Below are 21,119 nucleotides of genomic sequence, written 5' to 3'. Positions count from 1 at the left end.
TCAGCTCACACACCTTCCCGAACCGGCGGCCGACCCTCAAGTCGGCCGTCTGTTTATCTGCCGCCTGGCTCATGCTGATTGGCCGCAACGAAGGCGTGGCTTGTTTTTCGTTAAGCAAACCGCAACGACGAACCGTTCAAACAAACCGCACAAACCAACCTGAACTACAGGGTATGGCTGCCCAGCTGCTCTTTGAGAAAATCGAGCCAGACCCGCAGCCGGATATCCCGCTGGGCATCGGAGTAGAAGACCGCATTGATGGGGCGCGAGGCGCCACTGTTGCTGCGGGCCAGCACCTCCACCAGCGCGCCGCTCTCCCGATCCGGCCCGGTCATGAAATCTGACAGACAGACGATCCCCTGCCCCGTCAACGCCAGCTGACGCAAGGTTTCGCCGCTGCTGGCTCGCAGGCTGGGGGTAATGGCAAAGCGATCCCCCTGCTCGGCACTGAGCAGCGGCCAGTGGTTGAGGTGATCGGGATGCAAAAAGCCGAGCAGCTCGTGACCGCTCAGCAGATCCGCCGGTTGGCGCGGGGTGCCGCGCTCGCTCAAATAGCCAGGGGAAGCCAGCAGCCGCAACCGCGAACGGCCCAGTGGCAGTGCGCGCAGTGAGGAGTCGGTCAGCTCGCCGATGCGGATGGCCATGTCCACCCGCCGCTCCATCAGATTGATAAAGCCCTCCGAACTGTGCAGCTGCAACTCGATGGCAGGGTAGCGGCGGCGAAACTCGCCGATGATCGGCACCAGCCGGTGCAGAATAAAGGGGGTAGCGGCATCTACCCGCAAGATCCCCTCTGGTTGCTCCCGGCGCATCAGCAGATGCCCCTCCGCCTCGCTCATCTCGGTCAGGATCTTCACCGCCCGCTGATAGAACCAACTCCCCTCCTCGGTCAGACTGACCCGGCGGGTGGTGCGATTGAGCAAAACGGTTGAGAGCTTCTCCTCCAGCCGCTTGATGCCACGGCTCACCACCGAGTTGTCCATGCCGAGGTTCTCCGCCGCCTGGCGAAAACTGCCCGCCTCCACCACCGCCACAAACAGGGTCAGTTCATCAGAATGGGTCTTCATTGCTGTTATCCGGACAAGAGTAATGGGCCTTTATAGGCGCAGCCGCTGTGGATTGGCAAGCGTGCGGTGAGGCCAGTTCTTTTTTCTACAGAAAAAGAACGTGACCGCGAGCCCACATCATGCCCGCGATTTGTCAGTACAATGCAGCCTGAAAAGCACCGTATGGCACCACTTATTTCACAAGGATGAATACCATGACATTTGAAGAGCGGCTGACCGCCGCCCATCAGGAACTGGCTAACAAAGGGGTATGGCAGTCCAACTACAATCCCCCCTTGTTCTGGTTGTTGCGCCGACTGGGTTGGTCTGTCAAACCGCCACATTACGAGGGCTGGCTTACCAACTTTCTGGTATTTGGCATCGGCCTTGGCCTGATCTGGAGCATACTGTTGTGGTTTTTCAGCTGGCAACCCATGGGGATGGATCTGCTATTTGCTCTACGTCAAACCGCCATTTTTGCGGGATTAATCGGCCTCATTATGGCGAGTATCCTCTGGCTACGGCACAAGCAGCTTACACTGACCCCGTGGGAACAACTTGCTGAGCCCAGCGATGCTGATGATGAGGGAGACGAACTGAATGAAAGCCCATGAAAAACTGAACTATGTGGAGTTTGCTGCGCGAGATCTTGCCGCTACCAAGGCATTCTTTCAGGCCGTATTTGGCTGGCAATTTGTCGATTACGGCCCCGACTACTGCGCCTTTGCCGATGAGGGGCTGGATGGCGGCTTCTATCGGGCGGATCAGTGCAACCTGACAGATCAGGGCGGCGCCCTGCTGGTCTTCTACAGCGCAGATATTGAAGCGACCCAAGCCAAGGTGAGCCAACACGGAGGCATCATCAACCGCCCTCTTTTCGATTTTCCCGGTGGCCGTCGTTTCCACTTCGTTGAGCCCAGCGGCAATGAGTTTGCCGTCTGGGCTGAACCGGCTTGTGCGTGATGGGTTAGTGGGAGAAGCATCCACACGATGCGCCCCAACAATATCCATAATCAGCCGTGATCTCTTACAAATATCTAAAAATACTAATTAATAACTTGTTTTGTGATCTTGCCGATGCAATTCTTTGGAAAAAATGAAGTATCATCGACATTCAATGCTAATGTTTGTTATTAGCATGATGCTGCTCTTGTATATATGTTTTTCATATCCATACATTGAATACCAACCATACAATATTTAAATACCGTTTTATCTGGAAGGGATTATGTCAAAAGCAATTCAAGGATTTGAATACGCAATAAAGGATGCTGAAGAGTTATTAGCCCATTTTGATAGTGTAAATGCAAACCCACCTCCACCAAACAGCGAAGTACTAAAACGAGCAGGACTTGTAATGGCACTCACTGCATGGGAAACCTATGCAGAAGATCGTGTTGTCGAAGAAATGCATAAAAAGCTTGCGATTGTTCAAGGTAGCTATCTTGGTGATTTTATATTAAAAAAACTTCATACAGATTTGAAAACATTCCACAACCCTAGCTCCGATAAAACAAAACGAATTTTTCAAGACTATTTAGGGTTTGATGTCACTGAAGGGTGGCGGTGGTCAAATTACGAGCCAGATAAAGCCAGATCAACATTGAATCAATGGATTAAGAAGCGTGGGGATGCAGCCCATCGATCAAAACCTATAAACTCAGGAATTCCATCAGCTCATTTGATTAAACGTGACGAACTTGAAAAAGTAATCAGATTTATAAAAGACTTGGTGAAGGCCACCGACAACTATGTCAATGAAAAGATAGATCAGCACCATGCTTCTGTTTTTGAGAGACAGCATCAGATATCAAGCTAAACAACTGAAAAAAAAGTGCTGTATCTTGGCTATTCCATAATAACTACGCAAGTCTATACAGCTCTAACTATCACTTGACACCGACTTTGTCGGTGTCATTTATCGGATCCCATTGCTGCTCTCCCCTCAATACTGTTTTGCAACCAGCGCCCTGTTTCCAGCAAGTCACGGCAGGCATACTGACCCTTCGTTTTTGCCAAGGAGGTTCAGATGTCATCACCCGTGATTGTGATTGCCCAGCTTGAAGCCAAACCCGAATTCGCCGCCCAGTTTCGCGCCGCCCTTGAGCCGCTGATTGCGGCCACCTTGCAAGAGGCGGGCTGCCAGCGCTATCAGCTGCATCAGGATCTGGACAATCCAAACAGCTGGATGCTCTACGAGGTGTGGGAGAGCGAAGCGGCCCTCACCACCCATCAGGGCCAACCCCACTTTACCGAATTTGTCGCCAAGGCCGAGCCCTGGTTTGCCAGCAGCACCATTCGCCGCTATCAGCCACTGGGCGCCTGATTGGCCCTAGAGCCTGTTTCTGTTCAGCCCATCAAGGGCCAACCACCACCCCATTGAGGAACGAGATGATCAATATGCCACCCATGGGTCTGGGCACTTTCCGCCTGAAGGGCGAGCCGCTGCTTGCCACCCTGACCAACGGTCTGGAGCTGGGCTATCGCCATATTGATACCGCCCAGATCTATGACAATGAAGCCGAGGTCGGCGCCGTGCTGACCCGCAGTACTGTTGCCCGTCACGAGATCTACCTGACCACCAAGGTGTGGACCAGCGAGTTTGGCCCGGGCAAGGTGCTCCCGAGCCTGGAGGTAAGCCTGGAAAAACTGGGCACTGACTATCTGGATCTGGCGCTGATCCACTGGCCCTCCCCCAAGGATGAGGTGCCGATGGCAGTCTATCTGGAGCAGTTGACCGAGGCCAAGGCCCGGGGCCTGACCCGGGAGATCGGGGTCTCCAACTTCACCGTGGCCCAGCTCAAACAGGCTATCGAGATTTTGGGGCCTGGGGCCATCGCCCACCAGCAGATCGAGGTTCATCCCCTGCTGCAAAACCGCAAGGTGGTCGAGTTCTGCAAAGCTAACGGTATCGCCGTCACCGCCTATATGCCGCTCGCCTATGGCAAGGTGCTGAGCGAGCCGCTGCTGATGGAGATTGGCCAGCGCCACTGCGTCTCGGCGGCCCAAGTGTCGCTGGCCTGGCTGCTGGCGCAGGAGATGACAGTGATCCCGAGCTCCACCAAGCGGGAGAATCAGGCAGCCAATCTGGCCGCTCTCGATATCGCCTTGAGCAGCGAGGAGATGGCCGCCATCGCCACGCTGGATCGGGGTGAGCGCTGCGCCAACCCGGACTTTGCACCAGATTGGGATTAAACGGGAAGGGAGACATGGGCTCTCTTGCTTCGACGGCGGATACCGGCAACTCTCACGAGCCTATTGCAACTGCGAACTATCCCCTCTCCCGACGGGAGAAGGTCAGAGTGAGGGGGCAAGCGACCTCCCCCTCATCCCTAACCCTTCTCCCACAAGGGGAGAAGGGTGCAAATAACGCTCAACGACATTTTTCAGCAAAATCGGGAGGTATCATGCCTCCCGCTTTTTTTGCCCTTTCATCTCACTCGTTGCTCATTCCCCCACGCACAGCAGGTTCAGCCAACCCTGTCTCCTTCCATTACCCCCGCCCCCGTTTCCTCTTTATACCCTACTCGCTCAACACGCTTTGTCTCTGCTTTCCAGTCACTTCGATCTCATCTCTCTTCCCCCCTCTTTGCGGCCACTCTTGTCTCTCCCATTCCCCTCCTACTCATCGCCATTGCTGCTGATTTGGCAAAAGTAATTTGATGTCACCGTCATTTTTGCCAACAAAACCCATCGGCATACTGGCGCCATTCTCCCGTCGGGAGTCCCTAACCAAGGAGTTGTTATGCCACTGGCGTTATTTGCCCTTACCCTGAGTGCCTTTGCGATAGGCACCACCGAATTTGTGATCGTGGGGCTTATCCCCACCATTGCCGAGCAGCTCAATGTCTCGCTTCCCTCGGCGGGCCTTCTGGTCAGCCTCTATGCCCTTGGCGTAGCCATCGGCGCCCCCGTGCTCACAGCGCTGACCGGCAAGGTGCCGCGCAAGTGGCTGCTGGTAGGGCTGATGGCGCTCTTTACCGCCGGCAACCTGCTGGCCTGGCAGGCCCCCGGTTACGAGAGCCTGATTGTGGCCCGCATCCTGACCGGATTGGCGCACGGGGTCTTCTTTTCGGTAGGCAGCACCATCGCCACGGGTCTTGTGGCCAAAGAGAAGGCAGCGAGCGCCATCGCCATCATGTTCAGCGGCCTTACCGTGGCGCTGGTGACAGGCGTACCGCTCGGCACCTGGATTGGTCAGGTCTTTGGCTGGCGTGAAACCTTTCTGGTGGTAAGCCTGCTGGGCCTCATCGCCATGGTGGGTAGCCTGCTGCTGATCCCGGGCAACCTGCCCAAGGGAGCAGCCTCGACCATCCGCGAGCAACTCTCGGTACTGACCAAGAAGCCGCTGCTGCTGGTCTACGCCAAGACCGCCCTCGGTTATGGCGGCGCCTTCACCGCTTTCACCTTCCTCGCCCCCATCCTGCAGCAGGTGAGCGGCTTTAGCGCCGGTGCGGTGAGCCTGATCCTGCTGGTGTACGGGGTATCGGTCGCCATCGGCAATATCTGGGGTGGCAAGCTGGCCGACAAGATGGGTCCCCTGCCGGCGCTCAAGCTGCTGTTTGCCGGTCTGGCGCTGGTGCTGCTGGCCCTCACCTTCACCGCCCCCCATCCGGTGCTGGCCGTGCTGACCGTGCTGGTGTGGGGCGCCTTTGCCTTCGGCAACGTGCCGGGTCTGCAGGTGCTGGTGGTCAAACAGGCCGAGCTGCACACCCCCAAGGCGGTGGATGTGGCCTCCGGCCTCAATATCGCCGCCTTCAACGTTGGCATCGCGCTGGGCTCCGTCGTCGGTGGCCTGGTGGTGGAGCACCTCGGCCTGATGCACACCCCCTGGATCGGCGCCCTTATCGTACTGCTGGCCTACGGACTGACCCATGTCAGCGAGCGCCGCGAAGCCGTCCGGCTCGCCGCCTGTCAGGCATAAGCTGCGCCAGCAGGCGTCACGCAAGGGCGTGGCGCCTGCTGCAATCGGTGCGGCAGGCTTCTATGCTGTGACACAGCGTCAACCCGGCAACTATTTCAGCAACTGTTTCAGTCACTTTTTCAGTAACCAAGCCTGTCACCCTCGCATCATTTGCCACGGAGTCTGTTATGAAGGTGCTTATCGTCTATGCCCATCCCGAACCCAAAAGTTTCAACGGTGCCCTCTTCTGCCACGCCATCAGGGTGCTGGAGCAGGCGGGCCACACAGTGATGACCAGCGATCTCTATGCCATGGGCTTTGATCCCGTCTCGGATCGGCGCAACTTCACTGCCGCCAGCGATCCCGATTTTCTCAAGCTGCAGCTTGAAGAGCTGGCTGCCACCGAGCAGGGCAGCTTTGCCCCGCAGCTGGAGCAGGAAATGCAAAAGCTGGAGGCGGCCGATCTGCTGATCTTCCAGTTCCCGCTCTGGTGGTTTGGCCTGCCCGCCATTCTCAAGGGGTGGGTGGATCGGGTCTTTGCCATGGGGCGAGTCTATGGTCAGGGTCATATCTACGAGAGCGGCAAGTTTCGCGGCAAGCGGGCGCTGCTGAGCCTCACCACCGGCGGCCCCGCCGAGACCTATCTGCCCGACGGCTTCAACGGCGATATCGACGGGGTGCTGCGCCCCATCCAGCGCGGGATCCTGCAATTTGTCGGCTTCGACGTGCTGCGCCCCCATATCTGTTATGCCCCGGTGCGGGTCTCGCAAGAAGAGCGGGAAACCTGGCTCGCCCAGTGGGCCGAGCGCCTTGGCCAGATTGAGCAGGAGTCCCCCATCGCGGTCGGCCGCTACCTGTAACGGCTGACGCAGCTGACACTCTCCCCCCAAAAGCACAAAAACAGCGAGCAGCACCCGGCCGCTCGCTGTTTTTCACGCTCTGTCGTTATGGTTTTTGTTATCCGTTAGCGGGTCTTATGCCGCCTGTTGCACGCCTGCTTTGCCGGTCACGGCACGTTTGAGCCAGTAGTCGAGGCTGACGTAGCGGCCACCGCCGTAAACCAGCAGCACCAGCAGCATCACGAAGTAGGTGGCGGCAAACTCCATCCCGTTGTTGAGCATCACGGGATCCCCGAGCTCCGTGATGTAGTTGTAGCGACCGGGGAAATTCGCCGCCAGCCACTCGATAAAGCCGTTGAGGCGCAAGGTGGCCTCCATGCTGCCGGTGGCGATGGCATCCCAGCCGTGCTTCCAGTGCACCATGGCGCTCGCCACGCTCATCAGGAAGATGGTGGGAATGGCCATGATGCGGGTAAAGAGGCCAAGGGCGATGCAGATGCAGCCCAGCACCTCGGTGCCCGCAGCCAGAAAGGCGAGCAGGGTCGGGAACGGCAGGTTGAGCCCCCCTTCCGAGACTGGCGCACCAAACCAGGCGACCGTGCCGGCAAAGCCCATCACCTTGGAGTGGGCCCCCACATAGATGACCGGAATGAGATAGAGACGAATGGCCAGCAGGGCCAGAAAATCGAGCCGCTTGCACTGGGCCACCGCCCGCTCGTACCACTGGATCAGGGTATTGTTCATGGGAATTCTCCTTGGTGTTTGCTAAATGGGTGCAAGGGGGCGCCGGGCTGGCGCTCACCGACGGGCAGGATCAACAGACCCAGCCGGTGAAAATGGCGTGCCCACCCTGTCAGATCAAAATCACGGCGAACCTGTTGCACCTGTTGCTTGAACGCGGCTTGAGTGATCCCCGGCTGCTGTTGCAGCAACTGGATCAGCGCCACATCCCATTCGCGCAACCGCTGGGTCACCACCTGATGCTCCGGGCTGCGAAACAGGCCATAGAAGTGGTTGCCCTGCCGGGTCGGCACCACGCCGCTGCGACGAATGGCGAAGGGGATCTCCAGCAGTTGCAGGGTGGGATTGAGCACAAGCGGACTCTCCGCCGTCACCTCAACCCCCGATATAACTTGCGGCACTACCCCTTCATCAATCTCGACACAGAGGCAGGCCCACTCGTACTCCAGCAGCGCCAGCCGCTGCTTGGGCCAGTTGAGAGAGCCCTCGCCGTGGCGATGCTGCACATAGCGGACAAACTCGGTGGCGATATGGTGAAACTCGGGGGCCTCGGCGCCGTGCGCGATGACAAAGCCCTCCACCAGCTGCCACCTATCCACCGGTGCCCAGTGAGCGTGGGTGAGCGGAAAAGCGCTCTTCAGCACCGACTCCACATTGGCGCGCACGCTGCGGGCATAGTGGCTGGCGATGCCATCCTGCGGCAGCCGCACCCGGCTCGCCAGCCAGGCGGTCTGCTGCTGCATTCGCTGCGGCGCCGTTTTAGGCGCAGTGATCAGGGATAACCGTCTATCCATAACGCACCTCCCGCACCTGACGGTCTATCGCCTCGCAACAGGCGCCGTGCACCCGCGCCAGCTCGGCCTCCAGCTCTGCCAGCGGTGGCAGATGGTGATCCCGCTCCAGCAGCAGGGGGCGCAGGCCGTGGGTCTGCACCGTATAACGGGCCAGCGCTACCACCGCCTCACAGACCGGACGACCATGGGTATCCAGCAAGGTGCCATCCGCCTCTTCCAGATGACCGGCGATATGGAAATAGCGGATCGCATTGCTCGGCAGCCCGGCAATCATCCGCTTGGGGCAGTAACCGTGGTTGCGGCTGTTCACAAAGACGTTGTTGATATCGAGCAACAGCTCGCAGCCGCTGCGCGCCACCAGCTCGGCGAGAAAATCCTCCTCCGGCATCTCGTGGTCATAGCCGTGGTAGTAGGAGATATTTTCCAGCACCAGCGGGCGGGCCAGCGCCTCCTGCACCTGCGCGATCCGCTCTGCCAGATAGGGGATGTTCTCCCACTGGCGCGGCACCGGTAGCTGTTCGTAAAGATACCCCTGCTGGTCGCGGGAAAAGCTCAGGTGCTCGCTGTAGATCCCGATGCCGAACTCGTCCAGAAAGGTGCGGATCTGGCTGAGCAGGGTGCGATTGAGGGGCTGGCAATCGCCGAGGGAGAGGCTGAGGCCGTGGGCCACCAGCGGGTAACGCTCGGCCAGCTGGTGCAGTTGCGCCCGCTTGGCGCCGCCGATGGCCATCCAGTTCTCCGGCGCCAGTTCGAGAAAGTCGATGCCGGGGCGGACGGGACCGGAGCAGAGCGCATCCAGATGCTCCTGACGCAGCCCGATCCCCCGACTGCGGGAGCTTATTGGCCGCATACCCCCTCCGTCATCTTGCTGCCCTTGCTGGATCTGTCGCCATCAATCCCCTCGCCCGCCACGCCACACTTGCCATCGCGGGCGCGCACCAGCCGCCCCTGCGGATCACTGTCGAGGGCTTGCTTCTCGAAGCGCTTCTCGGTGCCGCACTTGCCCGCCGCACACTTGCCGCCGTGCTGTTCGCTGGGGGCGGCCTTGACCGGCGCATCGCTCGGGGTGGCCGCCAGCGCCAGCCCCGGTGTCAGGGCAATCAGGCTGGTCATGGCGATGGAGAGGGTCAGTTTGCCGGTGGTTTTGTTGCTGCTTGAGTTACTCATGAGCGGACTCCTTGACTGCTGAAACGGGGTAACTGGAGAGATCGCGGGCGGCCACGATCTGACCGTGGAACTGCTGCTTGACGATGGCCATCGCCTCTTTCTTGTGATTGAGGCCAACCCCCATCCAGTGGTTGAGCACCAGCAGCTTGGGGTTCACCTCGGCCGCAATCTTGGCCACCACCGACGGCTTGGCGTGAAGCGAGGCGGAGACCGGGTCGGCCCCTTCGTGGATGGCGAGCGGCATCACCAGAATGTCGGCCCCCTTGGCAAACGGCACAAAGGCCGGGTTGCTGCCGTTCTGATCCGCAGAGATAACGATGGTCCCCTCGGCGCTCTGGATCCGGTAGGCCAGACAGGGCACGTCACCGTGGGGGATGCCGAGCGCGGTGATGGTCAGCCCATCCTGCTGATAGACGGTGTGAGGCTGCGGGCTCTGGTAGGGCACATCGTGCAAGGTGATGGGGAAGAGGCCATCGGTGCCATCCTTGAAACCGCTCAGGTAGGCATAGGCGCCCTTGTCTTTGTTGAAGAGGGCATCAAAGTAGCCGCTCATGCTGGGGAAGGCCGAACCTGCCTCGGGCCCCGCCAGATCCAGCGGATCGCTGCGCTCGAAGAAGTAGGCCCCCTTGAGCAGGGCGGGCAGGTCGGTCACATGGTCGGTGTGAAAGTGGGTAATGCCGATAAAATCGACCTCTTCGAGCTTGGCCCCCGCCTGACCGAAGCGCAGGTAGACGCCGCCACCGGCATCGATCAGGATGCGGGATTTCCCCTTCCACCAGATCACCTCGCTGGAGGAGGCGCGCTGATCGTCGGAGATGGGGCCGCCGCTACCGAGCACCTGCAGGGTGAAGGTTTTATCCAGTGGCGTCAGTTGTACCGGTTCGGCACAGGCCGGGGCGACGGTGAGCGCGCACCCGATGGCCAGCGCCACCGCTTTCAATCTCTGTTTCATCACAATTACCTGTCGGTTGGTTGTCGGTTGAAAGTGTGTCGTTTGTGTCGTTTAAAGAGGGGGAGAGAGGGGCCGATGGCGACGAGTGAACGCCCACCACCGGCCGTGGCGGGGCGCGAGCCCCCGCCGTCAGTTACCGTCCCGTTCGTCCGCCTGCCAGCGCGCTTCCAGCCAGAGCAGGTTGCACAGGCCCAACAGCAGGGCGAATCCGAGGCCCAAAATCCAGGTGAAGTACCACATAGCAGATCCCTTGAGGTCAGTAGAGTTGATGGCTGTCGCGCTTGATGCGGGCACGGTCGAGCTTGCCGCGCACCACCCGATAGACCCAGCCGGTGTAGCCGAGGTTGACCGGCATCAGCACCAGCACGAGGCCGAACATGATGGCCAGGGTCTTGTAGCTGGAGGTGCTGTCCCACAGGGTCAGGCTGCTGACCGCATCGAGGGATGAGGGCAGCACGAAGGGGAACAGGGCGATGGCCACCGAGCAGAGCATGGCGGCGCAGGCGATGGCGCTGGCCAGTAGCGCAATCCGGCCCCGCTCCAGCCAGGAGGCAATCCCGCTCACCAGCGGCGCCAGCGCCCCGATGATCGGCACCAGCCACAGCAGCGGATAGTCAAAGTAGTTGCGCAGCCAGCCTCCGGCGTGGGGGATCACCCCCTTCATCAGCGGGCTGATGGCAGCATTCGGGTCAAAAGGTTGTGTACCGACACCGGTCAGCTGAAACCCTTGCAGATCCACCAGATGCCAGCCGGCCAGCAGGTAGCAGAGGCTCACTAGCGGGGCCAGCAGGATGGCGATCCCCCGAGCCCGCAGCGCAGGGGTGCCGGTGACCTTGGCTTGCAGAAAACCGGCGCCGTGCAGCAGCAGCAGACTGATGGCAGTGGCCAGCACCGAGAGCAACCAGCCCCAGTGGAAGTCGAAGGCGCCATAGTGCAGACGCAGCGCCGTGTCGAAGCGAAACGGCAGCCCTTCCATCACCAGACCGATAGCCGCACCGAGGATGAGCGCCGGTATCAGGCCACCGGCCACCAGTGCCCGATCCCACCAGCGGCGCCACACCGGATCGGCCAGCTTGCTGCGATAGTCAAAGCCGACCGGACGCAAAAATAGCCCGAGCAGCAGCACCACCATGGGGATGTAAAGCCCCGAGAAGGCGGCGGCATAAACCAGCGGCCAGGCGGCGAACAGGGCTCCGGCACCGGCAATCAGCCACACCTGATTGCCCTCCCACACCGGTCCCACGCTGTTGATCACCAGACGGCGGTCGTCGTCATCTTTCGACACCACCGGCAGCAGCATGGCGATGCCGAGATCGAAGCCATCCATCACGATAAAACCGACCATCATGAAGAGCACCAGCGCCCACCAGATGAGTTTCAGGGTTGCGTAATCCATCAGGCGATCCTCGCAAGTTCGGGTTGTTCACCGCTGTAGCGGCCGGTATGGAGAATGGCGGGCCCCTTGCGGATCACATGGCGCAACAGGAACAACTCCACCACCAGCAACAGGGTGTAGATGGAACAGATGGCGATCAGGCTGAACCAGAGTTGGCCCGGCTGGAGCAAAGAGACCGAGGCCGAGACCGGCAGCACATCGCTGATGGTCCAGGGTTGACGGCCGAGTTCGGCCACCAGCCAGCCCGCCTCGATGGCAATCCAGGGCAGCGGAATGCTCCAGAGCAGGGTCTTGAGCAGCCGTGGCGAGTCTTGCAGCCGGTTGCGGCAGAGCTGGACAAAGCTCACCACCATCAGCCCCAGCATGGTGATACCAAGCCCCACCATCACCCGAAAGCCCCAGAACAGCGGCGCCACTGGCGGGATGGAGTCATCGACCGCTTTGGCAATCTCCGCCTCACCGGCCTTGGCGATATTGCTGGCATAGGGGGTGAGCAGCATGCCGTAGCCGAGATCCTTGCCGTGCTGCTCGAAGCGGGCGCGGTTGGCAGGTGTATTAGCGCCCTGCCGGATCTGGTCGAGAGCCTCGACTGCCACCATGCCGCTGCGGATGCGCGCCTCGTTCTGCACCTTGATATCCTTGAGGCCGGTCACCGCCTCGTCGATGGAGCGGGTAGCGATGATCCCCATCAGATACGGGATCTTGATGGCTGCGTGGGTGGTCTCGGCAGTCTGATCCGGGAAGCCGAACAGGGTAAAGGAAGCTGGCGCTGGCTCGGTCTCCCACTCCGCCTCGATGGCGGCGAGCTTCACCTTCTGCACCTCGCCGGTGCGATAGCCCGACTCATCCCCGAGCACAATGACCGAGAGGATGGCCGCCAGCCCGAAGCCGGAGGCAATGGCGAAGGAGCGCAGGGCAAACTGCACCTCGGTTTTGCGCAGCAGATACCAGCTGCTCACCCCCATCACGAACATGGAGGCCGCCACATAGCCCGCCGCGACGGTGTGAACGAACTTCACCTGCGCCACCGGGTTGAACAGCACGGCGGCGATATCTACCAGCTCCATGCGCTGGGTCAGCAGGTTGAACTCGGCCCCCACCGGGTTTTGCATCCAGCCGTTGCCGATCAGGATCCAGAGCGCCGAGAGATTGGAGCCGAGCGCCACCAGCATGGTCACCAGCAGGTGCTTGCCGCGGGAGAGCTTGTCCCAACCGAAGAAGAAGAGCCCCACCAGGGTCGATTCGAGGAAGAAGGCCATCAGCCCCTCGATGGCCAGCGGAGTACCGAAGATGTCCCCCACATAGTGGGAGTAGTAAGCCCAGTTGGTGCCGAACTGAAACTCCATGGTGATCCCCGTGGTGACCCCCATGACGAAGTTGATGCCAAACAGTTTGCCCCAGAAGCGGGTGATGTCCTGATAGATCACCTTGCCGGTCATCACATAAGCCGACTCGGCGATCACCAGGATCCAGGACAGCCCCAGCGTGAGGGGCACAAACAGGAAGTGGAACAGGGCCGTGGCGCCAAATTGCAGGCGAGACAGGCTGACCACGTCATCCGGATTGATCATGCGTCACTCTCTTTTGTTGTATTTGCCTTGCACGTTTCGTGCGTGACAAGTACATCACGGAGCATGACACCTATAACAGATGCAGTTATATTGAATTACACCTATAACAGTTGATCCAGATCATGTCTCTTTACCAGCAGTTGGCCGACCGCCTGCAAAGCCAGATCGACGATGGTATCTGGCAACCGGGGGAGCGCATCCCCTCCATTCGCCAGAGCTGCAAGACCCACGGGCTCAGCCCCATGACGGTGCTGCAGGCCTATCAACTGCTGGAGAGTCAGGGGCGGATCCTCGCCCGCCCCCAGTCCGGTTACTACGTCAAAGCCGCCTCACCACAGGTCGTGCAGCACACGCCGAGCCAGACCCACTACAGCGGCTCGGTGGATATCAACGATCTGGTGTTCGAGGTGTTGCAGGCGAGCAAATCGCGGGATCTGGTGCCCCTTGGCATGTCGGTAGCAGACCCGACCCTATTCCCCCATCCCCAGCTCGGGCGGGCGCTGGCCAGTTGCATGCGCAAGCTCGACCCCTTCAGCACGGTGGCCGACCTGCCCCCCGGCAACGAAGCGCTGCGCCGCGCCATCGCCCAGCGCTACGCCAGCGACGGAGTGGCGGTCAATCCGCAGGAGATCATCATCACCACCGGCGCCATGGAGGCGCTCTCCCTCAGCCTGCAGGTGCTGACCGAGCCCGGTGACTGGGTGGTGGTGGAGTCCCCCACCTTCTATGGCGCCCTGCAGGCCATCGAGCGGCTGAAACTCAAGGCGGTGGAGATCCCGGTTATTCCGGGAGTGGGTATCGATCTGGCGCTATTGGAAGATGCCCTCAGCCAAATGCCGGTCAAGGCGTGCTGGCTGATGGGCAATGTGCAGCACCCGCTCGGCCACACCATGCCCGATGCACACAAACAGGGGCTGATGGCACTGCTCAACAGCCATGGGGTGCCGTTGGTGGAGGATGACGTCTATGCCGAGGTCTACTTCGGCCGCGAGCGCCCCAAGCCGATCCGCCACTGGGATCAGCGTGGCGACAGCCTGCTCTGCAGCTCCTTTTCCAAGTGTCTGGCACCGGGCTTTCGGGTCGGCTGGGTAGTGGCGGGGCTCCATGCCGAGCGGGTGCAGCGGCTGCAACTGATGTCCACCCTCTCCACCAATGTACCGAGCCAGCTGGCGCTGGCCGAGATGCTGCGCCAGGGCGGAGTCGATGCCCACTTTCGCCGCCTGCGCCACACTCTGGCCCAGCGCCAGCAGCAGATGCGGGCGGCCCTGCAACGGCTGTTGCCGGACGAGGTGCGGATCTCCTCCCCCGATGGCGGCTACTTCCTCTGGCTGGCGCTGCCTGCCCATTTCGACAGCCGCGCCCTGCACGCCAAGGCTCTAGGCAGCGGTTTTTCAGTGGCCCCCGGCGCGCTCTTCTCCAGTCAGGGGCAACACAACCACTGCCTGCGCCTCAACAGCTCCCATCCCTGGAGCGAACAGCTGGAGCAGGCCCTCACCCGGCTGGCGGCACTGATTGCCGCACAGCTCGGTGAAAAGTAACGAGGCAAGGAGCCGCTGGCGAAACGAACAAAGGCCCGCAACGGGCCTGTGTGATTGGGGGGACGCGCCTTGTCTCGCCATCAAAAACTGATCATCTGGCCATGATCTGCGACTGCACCTTGAAGCCCAGCGCCTCGTAGAGGGCTTTGGCGCGCTCGTTGAAGGCCATCACCTCCAGCCGGATTTGCTGAGCATCACGGGCCTTGGCCCACTCATCGCAATGGGCGATCAGCGCCTTGCCAATCCCGCGAGAGCGGTGCTGCTCATCCACCACCACGGAGCCGATCCGGCAGAGAGGCAGCTTGCTGAGAAAAGGCACGCTCTCATTGATGTCGATCCGCGCCGTCAAAAAGCCCACCACCCTGCCGTCCTGCTCGGCAACGCAGAACAGACGCCCTTCTGCGGCAATGGCATCGAGCAGAAATGCCCGCTCCTCTGGCGAAGGGGGGCTGAACACTTCGGGATAGTGCTGATGGTGGATCTCTCCTATCTGCCGGTTCAGCTCGACAATCGCGTCGATATCCAGTTCGCTTGCCTTGCGTATCTCCAACGGTTGCTCCTTGCAAAAAGGGTGATGGTCCTGCGCCATCTTAGGGGCTGTGCCCCACAATCCAAATAGGCTCATCCGTATCTTTTGGCGGGCAGCAGAAACAACAACGCCCCTTGAGCGGGGCGTTATCGGCAATCCATGGCGATGAGGGATATCAGGCGGGGGCGTTAAGTTGGGCCACCTGCCGCTCGATGCTCCCTTTGAGGTTGTCATCGAGCTTGAGGGCCCGTGCCAGTTCGTCGAGATAGCCTCGCTCCATAAAGTGATCCACCTCGATGGCAAGCAGGGAGGCGAGATAGACCTCGGTGGCCAGCTCCATGTCGGTCACTTCCCGCGCCAATGCGTGAGGATCGAGAGGGCGGGCCAGCTCGGCGTCAATCCAACGAGCGACATCGCTCTGACCCTGTTCGGTCAGGTACTCCTGAATTTTCTGGCGCTCGGCGCCGTCGATATGGCCATCGGCCCGGGCCGCTGCCACCATGGCGCGCACCAAAAGCGCCGCGCGGGCATCCAGCGCATTGCCTTCCAGCCCACTGATGGGATGGGTGGGCTGGGCGGGCGCCGCCTGCTGGGCCTGCCAATCCTGATAGAGCTTGTAGGCCAGCCCGCCAAGGGCCGCCGCGCCGCCCACGGCAGCGGCCTTGCCGCCATATTTGCGCACTTTTTTATTGCCCAGCAGCAGACCGAGCGCGCCACCGGCCAGCGCTCCCTGCATCTGCCCCTTGCGCTTGTCGCCGCCTTCGTTGAGCCAGCCTTTGCCAGCCCCCAGCAACTGTTCCAGCATCTGTTTCATCGTGACACCTCGCTATTGTTCGCCCCATGCTGGCGCTGGCGTCATGAACCAAGAGTGAATGGGCCCCATTATTGCGCCGTCCCCTGTGCATCCTGCCGCCATTCGCGGTATACCTGAAACAGGTCAACAAGGAGCATCAGGATGCGCATCATAACCCCTTTCGTGGTTCTGCTGTTGTGCGGCACTGCCAGTGCCGCCAGCGAGCTGGATCGCTCAGCCCAGCAGGCCAAGCTGGATGCCGCCTGCCAGCAAGCTCAGCAGCAACTGGTCGAGCAGGGCAAGCAACAGCGGATCGACGCCTGCATCAAGGAGGGCGGCAAGGCCGACAAGTGCCAGCAGGAGTTCGCCAGCTTCGGCCAGCGCGAGGGCAACAAGCGGCCCGACCTCAACAACCTGCCCCCCTGCCAACAGGCTGACGCCTACCGCAAGAGCTACCGTCAATGACCCCGAACCAAGGAGAGAGCATGACCCCCCCCCGCGAACTGACCCTGCAATTTCTGGCCGAACCCTCCGACGTCAATTTCGGCGGCAAGGTGCATGGCGGCATGGTGATGAAGTGGATCGATCAGGCGGGCTATGCCTGCGCCGCTGGCTGGTGTGGCGGCTATGCGGTGACCGTCTATGTAGGGGGGATCCGCTTTTTGCGCCCCATCCAGATTGGCCAGCTGGTGGAGGTGCAAGCTCAGGTGATCCACACCGGCACCACCAGCATGCATCTGGCGGTGGATGTCTACAGCCGCCACCCCACCGAGACCGAGCGCCACAAAACCACCCACTGCATCATCATCTTCGTGGCGATGGATGAGCACGGCAAGCCGACCCCGGTGCCCCAGTGGCAGCCGGTGAGCGAGAGCGATCTGCAGTTGCAGCAGTACGCCAAAAAGCTAATCGCCCTGCGCGAGGAGATCGACAAGGAGATGCGCCAGCACCTCTGACCTTGGTGATTCCCCTGCCCGATAGAGGGGGCGCTTTCGGCCAACGGCGGCGACCCTGTATAATCCCCCTTCTTTCCGCAACCGGAACCCTGCCCATGTCACTGGAAACTGCCCCGCCCGAGGTGAAACTCGCGGTAGATCTGATTGAACTGCTGGAAACCAACCAGCTGGCCCCCGAACTGGTACTGGCGGCACTGGCCATCGTGAAACAGGATTACGAGCGCAAGCTGGCGGAGGGGAAGGATCTCTGATCCCCCCGTTTTATCTTTCCGACTTCAGTTTTTCCCCGCATAACCACTCACTGCTGCCCCATCACCTCGTCACAAAGGGCGATCAGGGCCGAACTCAAGCGGCTAAGCGGCCCGCTCCCGCTTCCCCCGGCATGGAGCGCCAGCTCCACCGGCGCCACCTTGGGCCACTGGGTCAGGGCCAGCTGATCGGCGGGCATCAGCCGTTTGGGTAGCAAACTCACCCCGATCCCCGCGCTCACCGCCCCCTGCAAACTGGCGAGGCTGGCGCTGACATAGGCGATACGCCAACGCCGACCCAGACCATCAAGCGCCTCGGTCATCTGCCGCCGATAGAGCCCTTCGCTCGGGAATACCACCAGCGGCAGCGGATCCCGTTCCCGTGCGGGCCAGTCGCGACTGTCGACCCACACCAGCGGCTCGCGCCAGCTGGCAAGGGGCGAACCCTGCCCCCGCGTCTGTTTGACCAACGCCAGATCCAGCTCCCCCGCCGCAAAACGCTGCCAGATCTCGTGGCTCAGGCCACTTTGCACCTCCAACCGTACCTCGGGGTAGTCGCGGGCAAAGGCGGCCAGCACCGGGGTAATGGCCCCTGCAGCAAAATCCTCCGGCACCCCGAGGCTGAGCGATATGCTCCCCTCGCTCACCTGCTCCTCGGCCTGTGCCAGCAGCGCCAGAATGCGGCGGGCCAGCCCCAGCAATTTTTCTCCCTCCGCCGTTGCCACCACCTGCCGACCGGAGCGGTCCAGCAGCGGGCAGCCGAGCTGCTGCTCAAGGCGGCGGATCTGCTGGCTGATGGTGGATTGGGTCAGATGGACCCGTTCACCGGCGCGGGTAAAGCTGCCGGTGTCGATAATGGCGACAAAACTGCGCAGTAACAGGGGATCCAGCATGGGGCACTCCATTTACAAAACCACTTAAACCCATTCTATCATTTAATTTCCAAATGACTTTCGAGCCCGTTAGGCTGGCGCTTTTGCCTCCTTTGACGGTGATCTGCCATGTTCAGCCCCGATGACTCCGTGTCCCGAGTGCCCCCTGTCTCTCCCAGAACCGGAAACAGCACCCGATGAATCAACGAAATACGGATCAACCCGCAGGCCAGACCGCACTGCTGGTGCTGGTGATCCTGATTGGCCTTAACCTGCGCCCCTTTCTTACCGCCATCGGCCCGTTGAGCGGCGAGATTGGCCGCGCCCTGTCGCTGGGGATGGACACCGTCGCCTGGCTCACCCTGCTGCCGCTGTGGCTCATCGGGGTCGGCGTGCTGCTCACCCCCAGCCTGCGTAGACGCGCCAGTGCGTGCCAACTGCTGGGGGCGGCCCTGCTGCTGCTCGGCATTGGCAGCGCCATGCGCTTCGATGCCCAAAGCGGCAGCTTGCTGATCGCCAGTGCTGCGCTGTGTGGATTGGGCTCGGCACTGGTACAGGGGGTGCTGCCCGCACTGATCAAGCAGGCCTTCGCCCACAAGGTACCGCTGGTGATGGGGATCTTCTCCGCCTGCATGATGGGGGGCGGGGCATTGGGGGCCAGCCTTACCCCAAGGCTGGCAGCGAGCCTCGACTGGTCGCAGGCACTGGCGCTCTGGAGCCTGCCGCTGCTGCTGGCCCTCGTCTGGCTGGGGTGGAAAGTGCGTCTGCCAAGCACCGCGGCGGTCGCTATTCCCGACGGCGAGCAGCGATTGATCACCCTGCCCCGCAGCTGGTTGCTGATCGCCTGCTTTGGCATCATCAACAGCGGTTACGGCATCGTAGTGGCCTGGCTGGCCCCCGCCTATATGGCGCAAGGGTGGAGCGCCGCGCAAGCGGGCGAGCTGGTCGCCTGGCTGGCGCTGGCGCAGACCGCCAGCGGCCTCGGTCTGCCGCTGCTGGCGGCGCGCAAGATGGATCGGCGGCCGTGGATGGCGCTGGCAATTGCCATGCAGCTGGCGGGATTCGGCGGTCTCTGGCTGGCGCCAGCCAGTGCCCCCATTCTCTGGTGCATGCTGTGCGGCGCCGGTCTTGGCGGCAGTTTTTCGCTCATCATGGTGATTGCGCTCGATCACCTGCCCGACCCGCGCCGCGCCGGCACCCTGAGCGCCCTGATGCAGGGCTTCGGCTTTATGCTGGCAGCCACCGGCCCCTGGGTGGCGGCGCGGCTCTATCACTATGTGGGCGACTTCGCTGCCGCCTGGCAGTGGCAACTGGGGGGCTTGCTGCTGATGAGCCTGCTGGTGCTGCGCCTCGACCCGCGCCACTACCCCCGCGTTATGCGGTTACCGACCGCCAGCGAGCCAACTCTTTCGGCGCCCCGCCCAACCGACTCTGCGACCCAAAGCAACACACCGGCCTGAGGCCGGTGTGTTGGGGATAGCAGTGTTGAGGATCACAAGACGAGGCTGACGCCACTCAGGGGGGCAACTCAGCGCCCCTTCTTCTGCCGTCCGGTGTTAGCGGTGCGCGGCTTGCCAGCGGCCGGTTTGCCACCCTTGGGAGCCCCTTTGCCAGCGCCGCCCTTGTTGGCAGCACCTTTACCCGCGCCCCCCTTGCCCACCGGCAGCTTCTTCTCGAAGGCTTCCGGGCCCGGCACATTGGGACGCCCGCCAATCTCGTGATCATCATCGCGGCGCGGCTTCTTGCCCTGCCCCGGTTTGGCGGTTTGCGCCGCAGGGGCCTTGGCCGCCTTGGGCTTGTCGCCTTTGGCCGGTTTCACCTCGGAGGAGGAGTCCTCAATCAGCTTGAACAGATCGATCAGCTCGTCGTCGGTGAGATCGCGCCACTCGCCCACCGGCAGCCCCTTGAGGCTGACGTTCATGATGCGAATGCGCTCCAGCTTGGTCACTTCAAAACCGAAGTGCTCGCACATCCGGCGGATCTGGCGATTCAGCCCCTGCACTAGCGTGATACGAAAAACGAACGGCGCCTCTTTCTTCACCTTGCACTTCTTGGTCACAGTACCGAGGATCGGCACCCCGGCCGCCATGCCGCGCACAAACTCGTCGGTCACCGGCTTGTCGACGGTCACCAGATACTCTTTCTCGTGATCGTTACCCGCCCGCAGGATCTTGTTGACCAGATCGCCGTGGTTGGTGAGAAAAATCAGCCCCTGCGAATCCTTGTCGAGCCGCCCGATGGGGAAGACCCGGGTGCTGTGGTTGACGAAATCGACGATGTTGTCCTTCTCGCCCGCCTCTGTGGTACTGACAATGCCCACCGGCTTGTTGAGGGCGATCAGCACCAGACTGTCCGCCTCGCGCGGCTCGATCACCTGACCGTTCACCTTGACCAGATCGCCAACCTGCACCTGATCGCCGATCCCGGCCCGCTTGCCGTTGATAAAGACGTGGCCCTGCTCGATAAAGCGGTCGGCCTCGCGGCGCGAGCAGATACCGCTCTCGCTGATGTATTTGTTCAGGCGCATGGATTCGTTAGCCAGCATGGGTCACCTGCCACAGGGTCTGGGCCACGCCCGGTTGTGCCATCGGCTGTGCCGGGGAGGCTGTCTGCTGCATCAGCCAATTCACTACGTCAAAGTTCTGCATACCATTCCATCTTCAAAAAAGGCCAATGCCAGCTTATCCATCAAAAAACGCCGCTACAGTAGCATAATTGCCCCCTTTCAGGGGCAGATAGTTGCAAGTTCGCAGCACCCAAGCGGGCATCTGCGG

25 protein-coding genes are annotated in these 21,119 nt (G+C 61.2%); 12 read left to right on the top strand and 13 right to left on the bottom strand.

From position 1 onward, the window contains the following. Positions 1–164: 164 nt before the first annotated feature. Positions 165–1,067, bottom strand: a complete 903-nt coding sequence (locus G5182_RS02990) for a LysR substrate-binding domain-containing protein (protein WP_227342409.1) — start codon at positions 1,065–1,067, stop codon at positions 165–167. 194 nt (positions 1,068–1,261) lie between these two features. Between G5182_RS02990 and G5182_RS02985 the strand changes: the two genes are divergently transcribed. From G5182_RS02985 to G5182_RS02955, 7 genes are all read left to right on the top strand, one after another. After that, the gene (locus tag G5182_RS02985; RefSeq protein ID WP_227342407.1) at positions 1,262–1,660 is read left to right on the top strand and encodes a DUF6404 family protein; all 399 of its coding nucleotides are present in this window, start codon (positions 1,262–1,264) and stop codon (positions 1,658–1,660) included. Next, complete coding sequence (locus G5182_RS02980; RefSeq protein WP_227342406.1) at positions 1,647–2,009, top strand: VOC family protein; 363 nt, start codon at positions 1,647–1,649, stop codon at positions 2,007–2,009. The genes G5182_RS02985 and G5182_RS02980 overlap by 14 nt, the downstream gene beginning before the upstream one ends. A gap of 265 nt (positions 2,010–2,274) precedes the next feature. Next, entirely contained in the window at positions 2,275–2,865 is a 591-nt protein-coding gene (locus G5182_RS02975; protein WP_421254177.1) for a HEPN domain-containing protein, read from the top strand. 210 nt (positions 2,866–3,075) lie between these two features. Further along, positions 3,076–3,372: a putative quinol monooxygenase gene (locus tag G5182_RS02970; protein ID WP_421231232.1), complete on the top strand. Its 297-nt coding sequence runs from the start codon at positions 3,076–3,078 to the stop codon at positions 3,370–3,372. Positions 3,373–3,437: 65 nt separating this feature from the next. Then, positions 3,438–4,241 carry a 2,5-didehydrogluconate reductase DkgB gene (dkgB, locus tag G5182_RS02965; protein WP_227342403.1) on the top strand — a complete coding sequence of 268 codons (804 nt, stop codon included), beginning with the start codon at positions 3,438–3,440 and terminating at the stop codon, positions 4,239–4,241. A 550-nt stretch (positions 4,242–4,791) separates the two neighbouring features. Beyond that, entirely contained in the window at positions 4,792–5,970 is a 1,179-nt protein-coding gene (locus tag G5182_RS02960; protein ID WP_201995468.1) for an MFS transporter, read from the top strand. Positions 5,971–6,137: 167 nt separating this feature from the next. Further along, positions 6,138–6,809: an NAD(P)H-dependent oxidoreductase gene (locus G5182_RS02955; protein WP_216953293.1), complete on the top strand. Its 672-nt coding sequence runs from the start codon at positions 6,138–6,140 to the stop codon at positions 6,807–6,809. A gap of 114 nt (positions 6,810–6,923) precedes the next feature. Here G5182_RS02955 and G5182_RS02950 read toward each other — a convergent pair whose 3' ends face one another. From G5182_RS02950 to G5182_RS02915, 8 genes are all read right to left on the bottom strand, one after another. Beyond that, complete coding sequence (locus tag G5182_RS02950; protein WP_064338242.1) at positions 6,924–7,532, bottom strand: DoxX family protein; 609 nt, start codon at positions 7,530–7,532, stop codon at positions 6,924–6,926. Next, positions 7,529–8,323, bottom strand: coding sequence for a putative DNA-binding domain-containing protein (locus G5182_RS02945; protein WP_227342401.1), 795 nt, complete (start codon positions 8,321–8,323; stop codon positions 7,529–7,531). Before G5182_RS02945 ends, G5182_RS02950 begins: the two co-directional genes overlap by 4 nt. Continuing rightward, on the bottom strand, positions 8,316–9,173 hold the full coding sequence (locus tag G5182_RS02940) for a DUF692 domain-containing protein (protein WP_421254176.1): 858 nt from the start codon (positions 9,171–9,173) through the stop codon (positions 8,316–8,318). The genes G5182_RS02945 and G5182_RS02940 overlap by 8 nt, the downstream gene beginning before the upstream one ends. Further along, on the bottom strand, positions 9,161–9,490 hold the full coding sequence (locus tag G5182_RS02935) for a hypothetical protein (RefSeq protein WP_103251008.1): 330 nt from the start codon (positions 9,488–9,490) through the stop codon (positions 9,161–9,163). Before G5182_RS02935 ends, G5182_RS02940 begins: the two co-directional genes overlap by 13 nt. After that, positions 9,483–10,442 carry an MBL fold metallo-hydrolase gene (locus G5182_RS02930; RefSeq protein WP_227342400.1) on the bottom strand — a complete coding sequence of 320 codons (960 nt, stop codon included), beginning with the start codon at positions 10,440–10,442 and terminating at the stop codon, positions 9,483–9,485. Before G5182_RS02930 ends, G5182_RS02935 begins: the two co-directional genes overlap by 8 nt. A gap of 129 nt (positions 10,443–10,571) precedes the next feature. Beyond that, positions 10,572–10,682 carry a cytochrome bd-I oxidase subunit CydX gene (gene cydX, locus G5182_RS02925; protein WP_005337572.1) on the bottom strand — a complete coding sequence of 37 codons (111 nt, stop codon included), beginning with the start codon at positions 10,680–10,682 and terminating at the stop codon, positions 10,572–10,574. A 16-nt stretch (positions 10,683–10,698) separates the two neighbouring features. Beyond that, positions 10,699–11,838, bottom strand: coding sequence for a cytochrome d ubiquinol oxidase subunit II (gene cydB, locus G5182_RS02920; RefSeq protein WP_139462118.1), 1,140 nt, complete (start codon positions 11,836–11,838; stop codon positions 10,699–10,701). Further along, positions 11,838–13,409 (bottom strand): cytochrome ubiquinol oxidase subunit I, encoded by a 1,572-nt coding sequence (locus G5182_RS02915; RefSeq protein WP_227342398.1) that lies wholly within the window; start codon positions 13,407–13,409, stop codon positions 11,838–11,840. The genes cydB and G5182_RS02915 overlap by 1 nt, the downstream gene beginning before the upstream one ends. Before the next feature lie 122 nt (positions 13,410–13,531). On the opposite strand from G5182_RS02915, the gene G5182_RS02910 reads away from it, so the two are divergent. After that, positions 13,532–14,947 (top strand): PLP-dependent aminotransferase family protein, encoded by a 1,416-nt coding sequence (locus tag G5182_RS02910; protein ID WP_421254175.1) that lies wholly within the window; start codon positions 13,532–13,534, stop codon positions 14,945–14,947. Between the two features lie 91 nt (positions 14,948–15,038). On the opposite strand, the gene G5182_RS02905 is transcribed toward G5182_RS02910, so the two are convergent. Together G5182_RS02905 and G5182_RS02900 are read right to left on the bottom strand one after the other, a co-directional pair. Continuing rightward, positions 15,039–15,497 carry a GNAT family N-acetyltransferase gene (locus G5182_RS02905; protein ID WP_421254174.1) on the bottom strand — a complete coding sequence of 153 codons (459 nt, stop codon included), beginning with the start codon at positions 15,495–15,497 and terminating at the stop codon, positions 15,039–15,041. A 154-nt stretch (positions 15,498–15,651) separates the two neighbouring features. Continuing rightward, positions 15,652–16,290 carry a tellurite resistance TerB family protein gene (locus G5182_RS02900; RefSeq protein ID WP_042656069.1) on the bottom strand — a complete coding sequence of 213 codons (639 nt, stop codon included), beginning with the start codon at positions 16,288–16,290 and terminating at the stop codon, positions 15,652–15,654. Between the two features lie 141 nt (positions 16,291–16,431). Here G5182_RS02900 and G5182_RS02895 point away from each other — a divergent pair, with 141 nt between their 5' ends. The 3 genes from G5182_RS02895 (at position 16,432) to rsmS (ending at position 17,476) form a co-directional block, all read left to right on the top strand. Continuing rightward, positions 16,432–16,734 (top strand): hypothetical protein, encoded by a 303-nt coding sequence (locus G5182_RS02895; protein WP_088869296.1) that lies wholly within the window; start codon positions 16,432–16,434, stop codon positions 16,732–16,734. A 20-nt stretch (positions 16,735–16,754) separates the two neighbouring features. Next, positions 16,755–17,225: an acyl-CoA thioesterase gene (locus G5182_RS02890; protein ID WP_421254173.1), complete on the top strand. Its 471-nt coding sequence runs from the start codon at positions 16,755–16,757 to the stop codon at positions 17,223–17,225. Between the two features lie 95 nt (positions 17,226–17,320). Next, the gene (gene rsmS / locus G5182_RS02885; protein WP_021230652.1) at positions 17,321–17,476 is read left to right on the top strand and encodes a pleiotropic regulatory protein RsmS; all 156 of its coding nucleotides are present in this window, start codon (positions 17,321–17,323) and stop codon (positions 17,474–17,476) included. A gap of 47 nt (positions 17,477–17,523) precedes the next feature. On the opposite strand, the gene G5182_RS02880 is transcribed toward rsmS, so the two are convergent. Beyond that, positions 17,524–18,366 (bottom strand): LysR family transcriptional regulator, encoded by an 843-nt coding sequence (locus G5182_RS02880; RefSeq protein WP_421254172.1) that lies wholly within the window; start codon positions 18,364–18,366, stop codon positions 17,524–17,526. 176 nt (positions 18,367–18,542) lie between these two features. Here G5182_RS02880 and G5182_RS02875 point away from each other — a divergent pair, with 176 nt between their 5' ends. After that, entirely contained in the window at positions 18,543–19,805 is a 1,263-nt protein-coding gene (locus G5182_RS02875; protein WP_227342390.1) for a cyanate transporter, read from the top strand. Positions 19,806–19,873: 68 nt separating this feature from the next. On the opposite strand, the gene rluF is transcribed toward G5182_RS02875, so the two are convergent. Further along, complete coding sequence (rluF, locus tag G5182_RS02870) at positions 19,874–20,890, bottom strand: 23S rRNA pseudouridine(2604) synthase RluF (protein ID WP_115544538.1); 1,017 nt, start codon at positions 20,888–20,890, stop codon at positions 19,874–19,876. Between the last annotated feature and the right edge of the window lie 229 nt (positions 20,891–21,119).

The sequence above is a fragment of the Aeromonas sp. 600948 genome (genome assembly GCF_049174875.1).
GTDB classification, from domain to species: Bacteria; Pseudomonadota; Gammaproteobacteria; order Enterobacterales; family Aeromonadaceae; genus Aeromonas; species Aeromonas veronii_A.
The sequence above is the reverse complement of the archived record's forward strand: the minus strand, read 5'-3'. Positions and strand labels throughout refer to the sequence as shown.